At 37.2% G+C, this 17,955-nt stretch carries 10 protein-coding genes; all 10 read right to left on the reverse strand.

Annotated elements, in window-relative coordinates; translation table 11 throughout:
• Positions 1 to 158 precede the first annotated feature (158 nt).
• On the reverse strand, positions 159 to 1,466 hold the full coding sequence (locus ABDJ41_RS05820) for a DUF3748 domain-containing protein (RefSeq protein WP_349784877.1): 1,308 nt from the start codon (positions 1,464 to 1,466) through the stop codon (positions 159 to 161).
• Positions 1,466 to 3,466 carry an FG-GAP repeat domain-containing protein gene (locus ABDJ41_RS05825; RefSeq protein WP_349784878.1) on the reverse strand — a complete coding sequence of 667 codons (2,001 nt, stop codon included), beginning with the start codon at positions 3,464 to 3,466 and terminating at the stop codon, positions 1,466 to 1,468. Before ABDJ41_RS05825 ends, ABDJ41_RS05820 begins: the two co-directional genes overlap by 1 nt.
• Positions 3,467 to 3,646: 180 nt before the next feature.
• Positions 3,647 to 5,353, reverse strand: a complete 1,707-nt coding sequence (locus ABDJ41_RS05830; RefSeq protein ID WP_349784880.1) for a glycoside hydrolase family 32 protein — start codon at positions 5,351 to 5,353, stop codon at positions 3,647 to 3,649.
• A gap of 47 nt (positions 5,354 to 5,400) precedes the next feature.
• Positions 5,401 to 7,254, reverse strand: coding sequence for a RagB/SusD family nutrient uptake outer membrane protein (locus ABDJ41_RS05835; protein WP_349784883.1), 1,854 nt, complete (start codon positions 7,252 to 7,254; stop codon positions 5,401 to 5,403).
• Positions 7,255 to 7,272: 18 nt separating this feature from the next.
• The gene (locus ABDJ41_RS05840) at positions 7,273 to 10,440 is read right to left on the reverse strand and encodes a SusC/RagA family TonB-linked outer membrane protein (protein WP_349784885.1); all 3,168 of its coding nucleotides are present in this window, start codon (positions 10,438 to 10,440) and stop codon (positions 7,273 to 7,275) included.
• Between the two features lie 23 nt (positions 10,441 to 10,463).
• Complete coding sequence (locus ABDJ41_RS05845) at positions 10,464 to 11,744, reverse strand: sialidase family protein (RefSeq protein ID WP_349784886.1); 1,281 nt, start codon at positions 11,742 to 11,744, stop codon at positions 10,464 to 10,466.
• 112 nt (positions 11,745 to 11,856) lie between these two features.
• On the reverse strand, positions 11,857 to 13,323 hold the full coding sequence (locus tag ABDJ41_RS05850; RefSeq protein ID WP_349784888.1) for a sialate O-acetylesterase: 1,467 nt from the start codon (positions 13,321 to 13,323) through the stop codon (positions 11,857 to 11,859).
• Positions 13,324 to 13,358: 35 nt separating this feature from the next.
• A complete protein-coding gene (locus tag ABDJ41_RS05855) occupies positions 13,359 to 15,371 on the reverse strand; it encodes an FG-GAP repeat domain-containing protein (RefSeq protein ID WP_349784889.1) in 2,013 nt (670 codons plus the stop codon).
• Between the two features lie 26 nt (positions 15,372 to 15,397).
• Complete coding sequence (locus ABDJ41_RS05860; protein WP_349784890.1) at positions 15,398 to 16,360, reverse strand: DUF5017 domain-containing protein; 963 nt, start codon at positions 16,358 to 16,360, stop codon at positions 15,398 to 15,400.
• A gap of 13 nt (positions 16,361 to 16,373) precedes the next feature.
• Positions 16,374 to 17,948 (reverse strand): RagB/SusD family nutrient uptake outer membrane protein, encoded by a 1,575-nt coding sequence (locus ABDJ41_RS05865; RefSeq protein ID WP_349784891.1) that lies wholly within the window; start codon positions 17,946 to 17,948, stop codon positions 16,374 to 16,376.
• Positions 17,949 to 17,955 lie beyond the last annotated feature (7 nt).

The following is a 17,955-nucleotide window of genomic DNA, read 5'->3' on the forward strand; positions in this document are numbered from 1 at the left end:
TGAAATAAGACGAAAGACATATAATTCAAAAAACAAATAAAACAATAGAATTATGATAAGAAACGAACATATATATAGGTTATCTGGAAATATATTAAACCAAAAAAGCCAGCAATTTATAGTTGCTGGCTGTTCAAAAATTCTAGTACTATTTTAGTTTACAAAAGTTCCGAGATCACTGGAAGCAGAAATATCTGCAAATTCTTTCCTTCAGAATTTTCTACGAACCGATTATAAGCAAGGAGATTACCATCAGGGCTCCATAAAACCGCACTAACTGGCTTATTATTTTCTGTTGCACTTGGCGTTAAGGCAATAGTCTTACCTGTTACAACATTTGTAATATAGATAGCTTGCTGAGCGACATAGCTAATGTATCTACCATTTGGACTAAAGTTTAGTCCACTTTGTATATCAAATTGATTGAAGGTTACCTGTTTTACCGTTCCTCCATTCGGAGAAACCATAAATGCATTGATAAAACCAGTCTTATCTTTAGAAAGAAATGCAATATTTGTTCCGTCAGGACTGGATCTTAACCAATGACGCGGACCTAATATACCTTCTTTTGTGAAAGTAATTCTTCTTTGCTTTACTCCATTTGGAACAACAGGTCTGCTATTCGCAGTTCCTTCAAGTTTTTCTCCTGTTATTGCCGTGCTTAGGTCTGCAGACAAATCCACTACAAAAACCTCTGTCTTTTGTACTCCATTTTCATCAATTACATTCCCCTGAAATGCAATTGCTCTTTCCTGCCAGTTTCCATCAGCTTTTTTATATCCTTTTTTTCCAATCCAGCATTCATCAAAAGCTTTGTCAATATCATCACTACCAGGCTTTCTGTTTTCAGTAACTTTAGTAACCACTACAGAAAACATTTCACCGCTATTGTTTTCACCTTCCAAATCGTCAGCAACATTCACTTTTCGAGGAAACATTACACCTACAGTTCTAAGATCCTTAACATCGTGATTAGTTTTACTCAATTGCTCAATCACAAAATCATTGTAAGTAAAACTAATCCATTTGCCATCTCCACTCCACGAATGCGCATGAGTACCTCCACGCAATGCACCTGCTGTAAATGGTTCTGTAATATCCCTTGCATCCATATAAATAGGTTGTTCAGGTTTATCTATATCGATTGCTACTCCTGTTCTACGGGTAAATCCATAAGGATTTTTTTCATTTGCATTTCTTATTCCCTGGATAAAAATCACCCTATTGGCAACAGGAGAAAAAGATACTGCACCAACTCCGGGTCCATATTCAGATTGATTTTTAGTATGATAAAGTGCTTTGATTTCTCCTGTTGCTACATTTACCATTTCAATACTTCCGGTACTTATAATTTTACTATCATCATTACGCGTATCGTAAACAAGCCATTGACCATCTGCTGAAAAACCTTGATTCGTATTTAGGAAATGACCTTTTGCATCAGTTGTTAATTGTTTCTCTTGCATTACTTTTTTTTTAAAGGATTAGGCAAGTAATATAAATGGCCATCTTCAGCGCCGACTAAAAGATCAGGAATACCATCTTTATTCCAATCTACCATAGTTGGACTGGTATCATGACCCGCAAGTACTAATTTTGCAACTGGTCCATCATTCTTTAACTGAACCTGGCCATTCTTTGTACCCATATTTTTCATGAGGGTTACATTCACACTGTTTACAAGCAGATCCGGTTTACCATCTAGGTCCCAATCTGCAATAGTGAATTTTCGTCTGCCACTAGCGCCATACTTATTGGTGTTTAACCTTAAAGGACCAGCCAGACTATCTGTAATTTTATGATTCCCATTATATCCGGCAAAATCAACTGCATCAAATATTCTTTTAGGTGCCTTTAACAATAATTCGTTCCCTTTTTTAAAGCGTTCAAAATATGAAAGATAACCACCTGTATCCAGCATAATCAAATCCGTTAATCCGTCCTTATTCCAGTCTAAAGCATAAGGAGTTGTACGCCATTGAGTAACCAGTTCTTTTGCTTGAGGAGTCCACCAGTTCCATGATGGTTTCGGAATATTCGACTTACCCCAATCAACATTAACCTGCTGTTCTTTAGCTAATTTTGGCGACTTCTTAGTGCCAATATTTTTATACCAAATAACTTTTCCCCATATAGAATTCACAATAAGATCTTTTAAACCATCACCATCCCAATCTGCAACAGATAAGGTCGTATAACCCCATTTAGCTTCAGCCGGCCCTTGTATAGAGGCATTATTTCCAGCTTGTATTCTGATTTCCTTTCCGTCACTATTCAATAGTTTTGGAGCAGCCCATCTAGGCATTCCATTAAAAATACCAAGGTTCTCTATGAAAGCAATATGACCTGCAGAATTACCACAAATGATATCTTCGTCTCCATCACCATCCCAGTCTACACTAAAAGGAGTTACTAATGCACCAAACTTCACATTGTCTGCTTCTTGTTTGAAATATACTGGTGACTTAAACTGTGGCATTCCATTCTTCACCTTTCCTGTATTCTCAATAAAGGCTACTCGGCCATCCTCATCTCCTACAATAAGATCAATATGTCCATCTTTATTCCAGTCGACAGAAACAGGTATGATCATTTCCAGATCCATCTTTATAATACCAGAACCATTACTCAAATGTCTGCCTGCTGCATAAACTGGTTTTTCTTTAGTCCCGATATTTTCAAAATAGTTCAGTTTATCTAAAAACTCCCCACAAATCAGATCCAGATCTCCATCGCCATCAAAGTCAGCAAAGTTAGGTGTAGGTGCTCCATAAACATCAAGTTCCTTTCCACCGGCTTTAATCCTACCTTTATTTACGTAGTTGCCATTAACATTTTCAATGAGATAAACATATCCATGAAGCGGACCATTTGTCCAGTTTCCTTTCTTATCATAGGCATTATCCCAACCATAATCTCCCCAGTCATCTATACCTACTACAATATCAACATCTCCGTCTCCATCAAAATCAACAAGTTTCCATTGGTTAAAACGGTTTTTCCCTTTAAGGTCTTTCATAATAGACTCTACTGGGAACAGTTTTTTCTTTTGCTTAGCAAAAGTCTTTGTAAAATTGAGCAGTTCTGCACCCGGCACAGTATAACGTGGTTTTCCATCGATATAAGAAACCTGAATATCTTTTATCGATTTAGACAACAATACCGGTTTTGCAAACACAGGATTGATATCACCACTGGTATTTTCAAACAAATAAACTCCGTTAAATGGTTTACCCTGACTGGAAACCAAAAGGTCCATATCACCATCACCATCATAATCAATAGGAATTGGCCATGCCCATAATCCTACGCCCAGATCAACTTTTAAACCCGGATTATTATACTTAAGAAACTGAAGGTCAGCAGCATTTGCATCTTGTGCAAATACATCTCCGGGGTTATTAACTAAAACAATAGCAGCAAGACAATTTGCAAGAAAAAGCCTTTTTACACTTCTTATATTCATATTTTTAAATAACTTGTTTAGTGCATCCTTTTTAATACAATACATAATGTAAAGGATTAAAAATTACGAAAAACTAAATTAACCTTATACAGAGATAGGCTTGTAATAGTTTTTCTCCATTTAGTGTACTAAATTATCATATTCTGAATTACAGTTCCTTTTTATTTCATTATATCTGTATTATTTTTCAGTCCATGAGCTTTTCAGCGTATAAACATTCAGATAATCAAATACAGCATTTCCACCACTTACATTAACATTCAGCGACTGTTCGTCCATATCCAGGTTCTTATTCAGCGGTACAAATATTAATCCGTTATTTACAAATATTTCAAGCCCTGTGCGATCTGCATATACAATCAATTCTATCTTTCCATTCACCAAAGGGGCTAGAATACGTCTTCCATCTACAATAATTTCACTTTTTACTACATCATATACTATTGGGATATTTCTAATTTTAAAAGAAACTATTTTCGAAGCACCCGGATTAAAAGAAGCACGCAATTCCAGTAATTCTGATCGGATATCTGCTAATGGATTTTTTCCATCAGGGCTTATGGTAAGGCGGCCTAAATTATACTTCCTATCTCTTAATAGTTTGAGTTCTTCAACTGGCATTTTTGTTACCCTTAAACCTTCGTAAGCATTTACCAACTTAAGTTCCATTGGAATACTCATAGATTGATTAAAAAATGCTCCTTCTTTACCTGTCTCAGTTTGCCACCAGCCCATTTCTATACGTCGGCCTTTAGGTTCATTACTAAATGTCTGGGCAGCATAATAACCTTTACCATTATGCCCCTTCAATCTTTCCTGCTCTGGATGAAAAGTTTTTCCATCAAAAGTTCCAATAGCATACTGACCATTTGCTCCAACCAGTATCCATTTTTTGATACTTTCATTTCCTGTAACTGGTAGCTCAAAAAATTCAGGACATTCATAAAGGTACCGGCCTTTTCCTACATCACCTTTCATTACGCTGGCACTAGTCCAGTCAATTAAATTCTTTGAGGTTAAAAAATGCATGGTGTGCTGCCCTCCCCGTTCTGTGACATACACAACCATCACCCAATGCTTAGCAGGTTCATACCATACAACTTTAGGATCTCTGTTTCCCCTTGTTATTTCATTAACAAGAGGTTTTGAAAATTTAGTAAACTGTCGGCCATCATTAGAGTATGCTAAATTCTGAGTCCGTACTTTACCTGCTGCTGTATAAAAAACAAGCATGGGAGCTTTATTATTTGTACCCAATCCACTCACATTATCGTTGTCTACTAAACCGCCACCACTATATATTGTTCCAAATTCATCTGGGTAAAGAGCTATATCCAACTCTTTCCAATGGATCAAATCGGCACTTACCGCATGGCCCCAGTGCATATTTCCCCAATTAACTCCATAAGGGTTATGCTGAAAGAATAGATGATACTCCCCATTATAGTATACCAATCCATTCGGATCATTCAGCCATCCATTTTTAGCTGAAAAATGAAACTGTCCTCTCTGCTTTTCTGTATAAGGAGCAAAACGATCTATCTTTTTTGAGGTTTGTATAATTGGTTTTGCAGAACCAGTAGTCTGAACGACTGAATCAATTCGGATTTCCATTAAATTGCCTTTCCACTTTGCAGCATCTATATAAGCATACCAATCTGGATTTTTCGCATCCAATTCTACATTCAATCCATAAACCTTTTTTTCGTTTATATAAAGATCTACATTTCGTTTAGCAGCACCATTCTTAATCGGGATTTGCAGATACTTGTTGTTGATTTTAGTTGTAAACTTTATCTCCTGTTGATTCTTAATTGCTGCCTCCTGGGAAAATCCATGAAAACATAATGAAACAAGTATGGCTACATATATAATTTTGTTCATCATTAAACATTTTAAATTTTAAAAAAGTCACCGTTCATTTAACTGTATGATTATTTCCAATCCGGATTTTGTTCCAGTGCCCGGTTCAAAGCCAGTTCTTTTTCTGGAATCGGCCATAAAAGATTTTTCTCTTTCACATTCACATATGGTCTTGTATAAAAATACTGATTTGTGGCAATCTCTGCTGTCATTACCGTTCTAATGTCCTCCATTCGCTGTAAAAAGATTCCCCAACGTATAAGATCACTTTTTCTTAATGATTCAAACCCCAGCTCTCTTGATCGCTCATCCCTGATCAGATTTCTGAAAGCTTCAGGTGAACCAGTTTCTAAAGCCGTTAACTTGTAATCATCCTCAGTATAAATCGTTGCAGTTGCAGTAGCTCCTGTCCCGGCACCTCCTGTAATGGCAACAGTTGGAGCACTGGTATAATCTTTACCATTTAACTGACCAATCACGGCATCCTTGACAAAGGTAATTCCTGTTACCTTTTTAGTGGTTCCATTAACAACTGCTACTGCAGAAGCCTGGCTTCCGTTGCCCCCTGAAAAAGTAATAATTGGCAGACTTGTAGTAGTATAGCCAGTTCCTCCGTTTGTAATTGAAATAGTTTTTATACCCGTCGACCATGCTCTCTTTCTGATCTTATTCACTGCTTCAATTGCATCTTGCGTTGGACCATTCACTTCATTCTCAGCCTCTGCAAACATTAATAAAACATCTGAGAATCTAAGTAAGGCATAATTAATAGGTCCTGCGCTCGAGCTTTTAGGTAATACCGTTTCATATTCTCTTCTATATTTAGCAGAATGTCTAAGATATAACTGTTGTCTGCTGGTAGAAGTGATATAGTTTTTTGTACCAGATTCGCCTGTGGCTGCATAGGTGAAGGAAGCAATGGTCCAATCTCTGCGCAAATCACCAGCTGCAAATTTCTGATAAAAATCTGCCGTGGCCCTTATAACACCTAATGCAATACCCGTTAAAGGATTTGTTGAACCAGGACCATTCTGATAACCTACTAAGCCTGTTTCTGCAAATGCATCACCGCCATTTCCTTTGAACTCAACTTCCCAGATACTTTCGCTTACATCATATTTATCTTGAGCATAGTTTATAAAAACATTTGCAAATGAAGGATTTAAACTATGTGCCGCTGCGCCATCATCCATAACCTTTTTTGCCCAGAATCTTGCATCTTCATATCTTGCAGTCTCATTTAAGGGATAACCGGCCATGTTAAGATATACTCTTGCTAATATTCCCCTAACAGCTGATTTACTAACCCTCCCACCAAAACCAATTTCTCTAATATCAGCGACAAGTCCCTCCGCTTCTGTCATATCCTTAACAATCTGATCGTATGTTTCTTTTAAAGTTGCTCTTGGCTTTTCTACATCAAAAGGAGATGTTACTGTCTTCAGTATTAATGGAACTCCTCCAAAATTCTGAGCTAGTAAAAAGTGAAAATATCCTCTTAAAAACAAGGCTTCTCCTCTGATTTTATTTCTGATTGAAACATCTATTGCCTCATTTTTATTCACATTTTCGAGTAATAAGTTTGCACGACCTATCCCCTGGTATAGGATAGACCAGTAATTCGTGGTATACGTATTACTTGCAGTAAAATCATAAATATGTGGCCCGGATGCCGGACTTGTACGTGAATGGAAGCCTTCATCGGCCTCTAAAGCATACATATGCAATAAATTATTGCCATACAGATTACCATTTTGTAAAATATCGTATACCGATGCTATACCATACTCTAACTGTTCCTTCGTATTGAAATAAGTTAGAGGTGCCAAAAAATCAGTTGGCTTGGTATCTAAAAATTTCTTGCAGGAAGTTGCTACCATCATTACGAAAATCAATACTGTGGTATTTATAACTCTGTTTTTCATATCATGAATAATAAATGGTTAAAACGAAGCATTTAATCCGAAAACAATTGTTTTAGACATCGGATATGGTGAAAAATCAAAGCCAGGGGTCAAAATACTGCTATTACGAACCGACACCTCGGGATCTATGCCTGTGTAATTTGTGATCGTAAATAAATTCTGTGCAGATACATTTAGTCGTAGGTTTGAAAGGTGCAGTTTATTGGTAATTGTTTTTGAAAAGCTATAGCCCAAAGAAAGTGTTTTTAACCTCAGGTATGATCCATCTTCTAACACATTTGAAGAGTAAACACCATTCGGACCTCCACCTCTGGTTCTGTAATGCGTATTCGAAGGATTATCCGGAGTCCATCTATCATTATAAGTAACATATTGATTTAAACCTTCTGTAATAGCTCCATTCCCATCAAAGATGATCCTGTTTGCATTATAGATCTGATTACCATAAGACCATTGCATTAAAATATTTAAATCAAAGTTCTTATAGCTAAATGTGTTTGAAAAACCACCAGTATGTTTAGGATGTGGGTTACCCATAATTACTCGATCATCGGTATTGACAACCAGATCACCGTTAATATCTTTGTATTTAATATCACCCGGCTGTATGGTTGTTCTGTCTGCTCCATTCGTGGTGATGTTGTCTTTCAACAAATAACCGCCTGTTGGTTTCTCCGTAAAGTCTTCCAACTGATATATACCATCGAAAATTACACCGTTAAACATTCCATAAGGTTGTCCGATACGAGAAACATACAAGGGGTTAGTATTGTAACTGGTATCAAACGACACAAAAGAAAACATCTCTTTCTGGCCTGCTTCAAGTGCTGTTATTTTATTTCTGTTGAAGGAAATATTGAAATTACTTTCCCATGTAAAAGAATTGGTTTTAACATTAAGTGTAGTCAATGATAGCTCCAGACCTTTATTTTCTATTTTACCAACATTCTTATAGGCAAATGTAAAACCAGTTGTAGTAGGCAGCTCTGCTTTCAATAGCAGATCGTATGTATTTTTCTTATAAGCATCCACAGTAAACTTTATTCTATCTTTAAAAAGCCCTAAATCATAACCTAAATCTATCTGTCTGGTACTTTCCCATTTTAAATCAGAATTCCCCATATTCGTTGAGATTACGCCTTTGGTAGGTATATCGTTATTAAATGAATAGGAAGATGCCACTGTATATCCTAATGATGGCAAATAATCAAAATCACCCACTCTATTATTTCCAGTTACACCGTACGACAACCTCAACTTTGAAAAACTAATTACTTTGATCTCTTTTATAAAATCTTCTGAGGTCATATTCCAGGCAATAGCTGCAGAAGGGAAATACCCCCATTTATTACCTTTAGGGAACTTAGATGAACCATCTCCTCTAAAAGTTGCCGTCAGTAAATATTTAGACTTGTAGTTATAATCAAACCTTCCATAATAAGACACCAAGGTCCTTGAGGATGATGATGCTGAAACGCCATATGGGATACCTTCATCCAAACCGTCCATCCTCAACTCTTCATTAGGTATACTTTGCACTGAGTGCCCACTAATTCTTGCTTTTTCAGACTGCATGGAAAAACCACCCATCAATTTCACTTTATGCACTTTATTTATCATTTTATCCCAGGTCAGGATATTCTCATTAGACAATAATTCTGTTTGATAAAGACGGGTATTAGCGTTAACACCTCTTAAGTTTAACAAATTAAATGGGCTACCCTGTGGGGTTTTTGAATTGTAAAACACATCATTTAATCTGGATAAGGATTTAAGGCCTCCGGTTACTTTTAAAACTAAATTGGGCTTAATCTTGTAGTTGAAAAACCCGTTTACCAGCAAATCTGTTGTTTGCGCTTTGTTATAATCATTCTGAGTAGAGATTAAAGGGTTTAACCTGAAATCACTGGTAGTCTGACCAATGATCGCATTGTCATCCATCTCTTCCGTCAGTAAGTTTTCGTTATTACCACTTACAGGTCTAAATCCCCAGGCCCTTGACATAAGATAAGTTCTGGTTGTACTTCCTACACCAGAGGCAACTGGCTGACCATTAGTCTCTATTTTACTATAATTTGTATTGATACCAACATTGATCTTTTTATTTAAGTATTGGTCTAGAGAAAACCGTCCTTGATATCTTTTATAGCCAGAATTTATAATCGTACCGGCCTGATCAAAATACGAACCCGACAAGGTGTATTTAGTATCCATAGTACCTCCTCTGATAGAAATATTATTGATCTGTGTAGAGCCATTTCTAAAAAGATTCTCCTGCCAGTTAATACCTTGCACATTTCGATAGTCCTCTAATGTTTTTCCATCACTCAGATACATGGTAGTCGCCGTAGTTGGGCTTAATTCTAATTGATACTTTACAAAATCATAAGGATTCATGACTTCCATTCTCTTTTGTATCTGCTGATGACCGTATGATGTACTCAAATCAATTACAGGCTTACCTAACTGACCCTTTTTAGTTTCAATAACAATTACACCATTAGCTCCTCTTGCACCATATACGGCTGTTGCAGAAGCATCTTTCAATATATTTATAGATTCTATGTCGGCCATATTAAGAGTAGAGCCATCAAAGTCCTCAATAGGAAATCCGTCAACCACATACAACGGTGTATTACTTTGAGTCAGGGAATTACCACCTCTAATAATAATATCAATTCCAACACCAGGCTGACCATCAGGAGAAGAAGCGGTTACCCCGGCAACACGACCAGCTAATGCCTGGGCAAAGCTCGCTACAGGGGCCTTGTTCATATCAGCTACCTTCAATTCTGCAACTGAACCAGTTAGATCCTTTCGCTGAACAGAGCCATAACCAATTACTACCACCTCATTAAGTGCTTTATCATCAGGACTTAATGATATAGAAGCCCCATTGGCTTTGCTTGCAGGTATCACTAATGGTATATATCCAATATAAGACAGAATCAGAATATCTTTTGGTTTTACTTTGAGGGTAAATTTCCCTAATTGGTCTGTTGTGCTACCATTCTTTATATTATCCTTAACCCTTACATATACACCGCTAAGAGGTATACCAGAAATGGATTCAACTACGGTAGCATTAACTACTATATCCTGAGCTTTGAGTTCGAAAGCGCATGTACTCAAGGCCATAAACAGGCCAATAGAGTATAAATAATCAAGTAATCGTTTTGATTTCATATCGTTATTATTTAAGTCCACTGTTATTTGGTATTTTGCTGAAATGCCATATCCGGTCGGTCATTTGCTTTGGTTAGTTTTCTGAATTTTTCAAATCTGTGAAATGTAATCAGGTTGGCATCGTGAAAATTCTTTGCTTTCCATGCAGTTCTGGAAACGGCAATAATATCATCTCCGTCAAATTGCCAGTCTAAGTATTGAAACCCATATTGGTCGGTCTGCACTATTTTTTTGCCTTCATTCCAGACGAGTAATTTTGTATGTTCTTTCCAATTGATCAGGTCTTTGGACGAGGTTAACATGATTACATTCCTCTGATGCATAGGCAATGTCTTTAAGTTTGAACCAGGGAAATTATTGGTGATCTTATTTACTAAGCTCCAATACCTTTTTGAAACTGGATCATAACGAATGCTAAACTTTATTTCAGCACCTGGGAAGTGAATCAACCCACGCTTAGGATTAAAAGTTGAAGTTTTTCCATCATCAGAAACATCAATTTTACCAGCGACTTCATATCTTGTCATGCCTTCCGCTGCACCTCTTATTTCATAAGTATCATTAGGACTTTGCCATCCCTGCAATCTGATGATGTCTACAATTTTGCCATTTGGTGCGACTACAGCATTTCCTTCAAGCCATTTTGGATCACGCGCATTTAGCCATGTACTATCAAAGCGAACAGCAGTACTTCTTGTCCAGCTATCCGACATTAGCAAATCAGCGTTTAGTGGTGCAGAAAGCATGAAAGCGTAGAAATCCCGTTTTTTTATTCCTTTATTCTCTTCATAAGCTTTCCAGATCCGCCCATTATGAACCACTACAGGAGTAGGTGCAGTATGGAGCCTTCCTTTGAACAATATTCCACTTTTATCATCAACCGGTTTTGTCCAAACCGTACCGTTATCAGTTGATTTTACAATAACCACATCCCCGAAAGACCTGTTCACTCCCATCAGATAAATAGATCCCTGATGAACAAAAAGGCTTGCCCACATTAAGCCCTTTATATCTGTTACAGGTTTCCAGGTAATCCCTTTATCCCGGGATCTGTAGACGGAAGTAACAACCTCTTTCCTTCCTGCACCATACCAATCATGTGAAACGAGGTATGAACCATCAGGAAGAATAACAATACTTGGAGAGGCTACAAACTGATTCTCGGCATCAGGGCTTTCAACCACTATTATCCCTGGAAATTTAGTTTGTGCCTGTGACTTTTCTACAAACCCTAAGGTCAAAAAAAGGGCAATAAAATAGATGTAGGCTATTTTTTTTGATAGCCTGATTTTATACAGTATCATATCTAATAATTATTAAGTACTTGTTTTACAAATTATTAATTGGATATTTTAACACACCATATAAATGGGCAACGTATAGCTTCTTATTTTTACGGGAACCGTATCTACTAAATCAATTTATTCCTTCTGTAATTCCTTTCCAGTTATCAGTTCTGAAAGGAGACGCAGGAAAACCACCCTCATTAAACAGGTTTATATCCGGACAATTATTCCAGCAGAACCTTACCGCAACTGGCTTTTTCACTTTTTCACTGGAGACTACAATCTCTTTTCCTTCTATCTTAGCAATCGCAGGGTAAAACACCTGATCTTCACCAGCAATGGTAAATTCGCGCAAATCTCCATTCTTAGAGATAAGTCTTGATTCCGTGTTAAAATAGATCCTGATCTTATTCTTTTCTTCTTTCATCCCATCATAAAGAGGACTTAAATAAGCTGTTTTTTTATCACCATAGGTTCTATTTAAAGCAATTTTTGATAACCTGATCCCTACCGTTTCTTTATCTTTAGGATGAATATCTTCACAATCACCTACGTCCATGGTTACAGCCATTCCAACGTAATCTAATGTTTGTAATGTAATCAATTGAGCTTCCTTTATTTCCGCCTTAATTTCAGGTTTAGCTCCTTTAAATGGTGCTAATTGGACATAATAGAAAGGTAGATTTCCGATTCGGAATTCATCTCTCCAGTTTCTGATTAGTGCCGGAAATAATTTCCTATACTGATACGCTCTTGCTGCATTTGCTTCTCCCTGATACCAGATTACACCCTTTACTTTATAGTTTAGCAAGGGCTTTACCATGGTGTTGAATAAAAGATTAGGAGACTTGGCGTTTATACGCGGGTCAATATCTTTTGCTGTATGTGTCGTCTTCTTATCATAGTTAATCAGACTATTATTATACCTGGTTAAAATTGGACGGAAACTTTCATCAGCTTCCAATACTTCTTTGCTTACCCATGATTCTGCAGGAGTGCCACCCCATGATGAGTTGATTAAACCAATAGGAACATTTAGTTTTTTTGACAATTCTAATCCGAAATGATAAGCTACGGCAGAAAAATTGCCAATACTTTGCGCATTACAAACAGCCCATTTACCACGGACATCATCAGTTGAATCAAAAGTGATGTTTCTCACATTGAACATTCTGATCAGCGGATTTAAATCTTTACTGTTTGCCAGATCAGCTGAGCTGGACCTTGAAATTGTCATTTGCATATTAGACTGTCCGGAGCAAAACCAAACCTCACCTAAATAAACATCCGAAACTTCTATCTTATTCTTTCCTATAAAGGATATGGTGTAAGGCCCACCAGCTTTAATGGTTTCTACATTTAATTTCCAGTTTCCATTCTGATCAGCTTTAACTCTCCTGCTTTCCTTTAACCAGGAACAGTTAACCTCAACCTGTTCATCAGGACTTGCCCAACCCCATAAAGCAACTTTTGATTGCTGCTGCAGAACCATATGATTCGTTATTATTGCAGGCAATTTCACCTCAGCAGATGCCCTGAATCCTATCAGCTGAACAAATATCAAAACATAAAAGAACCTCATTTTTCTCATTTTCATCTTTATATTTAATATCATTTTTACTTTAATAAGCTTTAATTTTTTGTTGTCTTTACAGATTTATGTTCAAAGAACATCAACTTACCACTCTCTACTCCAACCAGTAAATTAGGACCTTTTGATGTATCACCCAGACCACAAGGAGTTGGCGAGTTTTCATGTATTCCCATATAAAACTCGTTCCCATCAATTTGCACCTGCTCAGGATATTTAAACTTCATATTTTCGTTGGTTCCTGCATTTATGAAAATCAGCACCTGTAATCCGTCTATTTTATTCCCCATAACATCTTTACGAAAAAACGGCAAACCATCCTTTGGTCTTGGAAATGATGCTCCACGCATACACCCCAGCAAGATATCCAGTTTTCCATCACCATTCCAATCAACTAGTGCAAGCTTAACACGACCAAAATTATTTCCCAATCTTTTCTCCACTGTCTGATGCCCTGTAATATAATTCCCGTCTACCAACTTTAGCTTACCCCCATCTTCAACATTATATTCATCAATCTGATTATAAAGATGCAATGCATTATCCTGATCAACTGTAATCATACAATTCTTCCCATTAATGCTTGCCAATCCCGGTCGTACTCTCCATGGCCCCCATAATTCAAGATTATCGATGGATAATGCTTTTGGAGCATCAAGCATCGGTTTCGTTTTAGTTCCTCGATTGATCATAACCGCGAATCTGGCATCAGATCCAGAAAAAATAACATCTGGTAAGCCATCACCATTCCAATCATAAACAGTTGGACCTAAATAACCCCATGCTCCTTCTAACGGTCCCTGAACAATTTGATAACCGGGACGAAAGCAAATAGGCTTTCCTGCTGAATGTACTTCCTCAGCCATTGCGAAATCAGGTTTCAGGTTGGTTCCATTGTTTTTGTAAAACAATAACCGGCCTTCTGAATTACCGACTACAAGATCCAGTACATGATCACCATCCCAATCTACAACATTAGGAGAAGCAACAGTTCCGGCAAATATATCTCCCTTCTCCATTAAGACTACTTTAGGTTGATGAAAAATGGGTTCCCCTGTATTTTTATAACCATTGGATTCATAATGATAAAGAGATCCTTCTCCACCAATAATCATAGACGTCACCTCCTTTTTTGCATTGGTGAAAGGTATAGCAACAGCACCTTGTGTAGGGTGAACCAATAAAGATTTTCCATTTGCTGTCCACAGGTATTGAGCGCCCCCCTTATCCGTAAGATATTTCATAGCTCCTACACTATTGGTCACAACATTACCGTACCCCCCATTGCCTGTCTTTAATTTAATTGCTGATGTTGCAGAAATGATAAAAGAATCATCTTTAGATACCCTTTTGCCACTACCCTCTGCCTTTAACTTTTCTATATTTAATACGATCTCCCGTACACCTCCACGTGGAAACACTCCCCTGAATAGACCTGCCCCATCATAATAAGATTGCGTGTCAATATTACCACCAGCATCTGTCGGGAGATAAATAGCATTGTCACGGGTCGCAAATGTCAACATCACATTATGATCCGCGAGAACACTTACAGACATAGATGTGAACCTACCCAGGCCAGATACTTTTACATTTCCTATCTCCTTTAATGCATTGACATCAGATTCATATTCAGTAAGCACCAATGTTCCATTGCTTCCGGTCATTAAAGCCATTGTTTTTCCTTTATATGGAAAAAAAGCAGCCTGAAAAACATTCAATCCTTGTGGGTAATCAACCTTTACCGGACTTTGATAGACTAAATTCCCATCCTGACTCACATGAGAAAATCTGGATATGTATATTCCTTTAAACGAATCCAAACCATTGTTTGTACGAAGAAATATACTTGGATATACGGTTTTTTCCGTATAGCTATATCCAATAGGTACATCGCTTATCGTATACCCTATTCGCAAGGGGGCATAACCCTTAGCCCCACCTGCTTTTAAAGGGCTCGCATTAAGCAACTGCGCCTGCGTTTTGAGAGCACAAAGGGTTATCGAAGTAACAATTAATAAACAAAGTGATATTCTCATGTTATATGTTTTCATATCATAGTTTAAACCTTAAACTATAGTTAATCAGTAATGTTAAGTTTTATTCTATACTCCTTTGCTTTGATATTTTTACCGTAGGCATTAGAGGCTACAAAAACAACTTCATACTCACCCGCCGTTAGAAACTTGTGTGAATAGGAGCTGATTTTTGAAGCCTGAAAATCCTTTATGCTTATTCCCCAATCGGGCCCTTGATTTATGAGTTTTGGAACATTAATAGCTGGAGTTACAGCGTAGGCTATTTTATCCACTTGCGGGCTTGCACCACAAGAAAATAAAATTCTGGTGGGATCACTGGTTATTGCATTAGAGGCCTCATTCTCATAATTGGTGTGTCTGATTAATTTCCATGCAGCGGTTGATTGTTCCATCAAAGAGTTTATCTTGTCCTCATCATCCTTATAACTGATTTTAAAACCGGTGATTATTGCATTGGTACGCTGTCCGTAAACACCTGACGGGCCTTTGATATGATATTTAAAGGCAAAATATACCACCGTTTCTTCGTTAGGGAAAAGATCGTAAATATTTAAGTTGCTGTTTGCAATACCCAGAGGATTATTATTGTTTGATATCGCTGTGGGCATCACACATCTACTTGTTATATCTACCCAGGTTGCTTTATTTATTCCCGCAGCAGAATAATCACCATCAAAATTTGTCGAGTAAACTAATCTCAGTAAATCGGAAAATTGTCCGCCATTCTGATATTCAGTTCTAAAAGCCATGTTTACGTCTATTGTTTTGACAACACGATCTGTTGAGTTATATCCATAATCATTGCCTTTCTCGCCCGAAAAGAATTTTATATAATCAGCATTCCCTTCAATATCAAATTTTACATCTTCACCAACTTTAAAAGTCGATGAAGATGTTGTAATGTTTAAACCTGGTTCAGGGATATTTTCGTCATCATTACAAGCATTCAAACCACAGGTTAACAATGATATTGAAAGCAGTATTATTGATTTAGTAAGTTTCATATTATTTAGTTTATTACCAGCCTGCATTTTGTATTAATTTTCTATTTACACCCATTTCATAAGAAGGAATTGGCCAAACCACACCTTTTGCCTCTGTGTTATTATAATAAACTACCGCTTCTGCATAATTTGCAGGTACGGTATTTTTCACAAATTGCATCTGCGTATAGTATTTACCCCATCTTACTAAATCATCTTTACGGAGTAACTCAAAAGCTAGTTCCCGTGCTCTTTCATCCTGAACTTCCTGCATAAAACTTTGAAGATTGGTATATTCATAATCAACCGAGGCATTAGCTGTCTTTACCGGAAAACCGGCACCGCGACGACGAACTTGATTAAAACATTCTAGTGCAAACTGATGATCTCCAGCATTGGCATTCATGTTATTAAAATGAGCTTCAGCATACATCAGCAAAACATCTGAATACCTCAGCATAGGGAAATTAATAGGAGTTGCATTGTTTTGTTTAGAGCTGCTAAGCTCTTTCTCCCTCCTGAATTTAGCACAATACCGGTTCCATATCTCAGTACCGGCAACTGGCTGAGGTACTAAAGTCGTAGAATTATAGGTGAAACTCCCAATACACCAGTCTCTACGTTTATCATTTGATTTATAGAGCTGGTATAAGTATCCGCTAGCTCTTAAAAAACCTTGGCAAAAGCCTATTGAAGATCCCGCAGGCGATGCTATCCCTGTATTTCTCCCTACCATTCCGGCACTGTAAAACACTGTATTATCACCGTAATATTCAAGTTCCCATATACTTTCTTTTATATCGTACTTATCTTGAGCATAATTAATAAAAACATTCTCATACACAGCATTTAGTTCATGTATACCAAAGCCTATGACTTTTTTCGCATAGTTTTCTGCCTTTTCATACATATCCTTCCTGTTAACAGGGGCTCCGGCCATCGTTAGACAAACTCTGGCAAGAATACCATTCACAGCAGATTTATTAATTCTACCCCCACCATACAATCCTTCTGCAGAAACAACAAGGGTTTCAGCTTCTTCCATATCCTTAATAATCTGCTCATAAACAACCTCTGGGGCAGATTGGGCTATTTGTGTATACTGTGGTTCTGCAGACTTAGCAGATTCAAGTATTAAAGGCACTTTTTGAAATTGCTTTACCAACATGAAATAATTATATGCTCTTAAAAAAAGAGCTTCTCCTTTTATATTTCCACGCTGAACTTCATCCATAGGAGCTTTATTAATGTTTTCAAGTAAAAGATTGGCTCTGCTGATTCCTATGTACAGATATTTCCAATAATTGGCAATACGCTCGTCTGTAGAGAAAACATAATTATAACCAACAGTAGTTCTGTCCCTGTTATAACTTTCATATCCTAAATCTGCACTCAGCCCCATTATTCCCTGCATGTTCGCTCCATAAAGAGAATTATTTGAAAGCGCCCTGTATACACCATTTATGCCAGCCTGTACCTCTTTCTCTGTTTTGTAAAAATCAGATGTAGGAAAAGTGCCTTTTGGCTCTGTCTCCAGATAGTTGCAGGAATTTAGTAATAATGTAAGGCTGAATCCTATAAAAATGTTCTTCATTATTTTCATCTTCATGATCATA

The organism is Pedobacter sp. ASV1-7, from assembly GCF_040203335.1.
In the GTDB taxonomy this organism is placed as follows: Bacteria; Bacteroidota; Bacteroidia; order Sphingobacteriales; family Sphingobacteriaceae; genus Pedobacter.

Excerpts from the sequence above, each read along its gene's own strand:
- ABDJ41_RS05845 (WP_349784886.1), bottom strand. The coding sequence starts at position 11,744 with ATGATACTGTATAAAATCAGGCTATCAAAAAAAATAGCCTACATCTAT.
- ABDJ41_RS05860 (WP_349784890.1), bottom strand. The coding sequence starts at position 16,360 with ATGAAACTTACTAAATCAATAATACTGCTTTCAATATCATTGTTAACC.
- ABDJ41_RS05835 (WP_349784883.1), bottom strand. The coding sequence starts at position 7,254 with ATGAAAAACAGAGTTATAAATACCACAGTATTGATTTTCGTAATGATG.
- ABDJ41_RS05855 (WP_349784889.1), bottom strand. The coding sequence starts at position 15,371 with ATGAAAACATATAACATGAGAATATCACTTTGTTTATTAATTGTTACT.
- ABDJ41_RS05850 (WP_349784888.1), bottom strand. The coding sequence starts at position 13,323 with ATGAAAATGAGAAAAATGAGGTTCTTTTATGTTTTGATATTTGTTCAG.
- ABDJ41_RS05825 (WP_349784878.1), bottom strand. The coding sequence starts at position 3,466 with ATGAATATAAGAAGTGTAAAAAGGCTTTTTCTTGCAAATTGTCTTGCT.
- ABDJ41_RS05840 (WP_349784885.1), bottom strand. The coding sequence starts at position 10,440 with ATGAAATCAAAACGATTACTTGATTATTTATACTCTATTGGCCTGTTT.
- ABDJ41_RS05820 (WP_349784877.1), bottom strand. The coding sequence starts at position 1,466 with ATGCAAGAGAAACAATTAACAACTGATGCAAAAGGTCATTTCCTAAAT.
- ABDJ41_RS05830 (WP_349784880.1), bottom strand. The coding sequence starts at position 5,353 with ATGATGAACAAAATTATATATGTAGCCATACTTGTTTCATTATGTTTT.
- ABDJ41_RS05865 (WP_349784891.1), bottom strand. The coding sequence starts at position 17,948 with ATGAAGATGAAAATAATGAAGAACATTTTTATAGGATTCAGCCTTACA.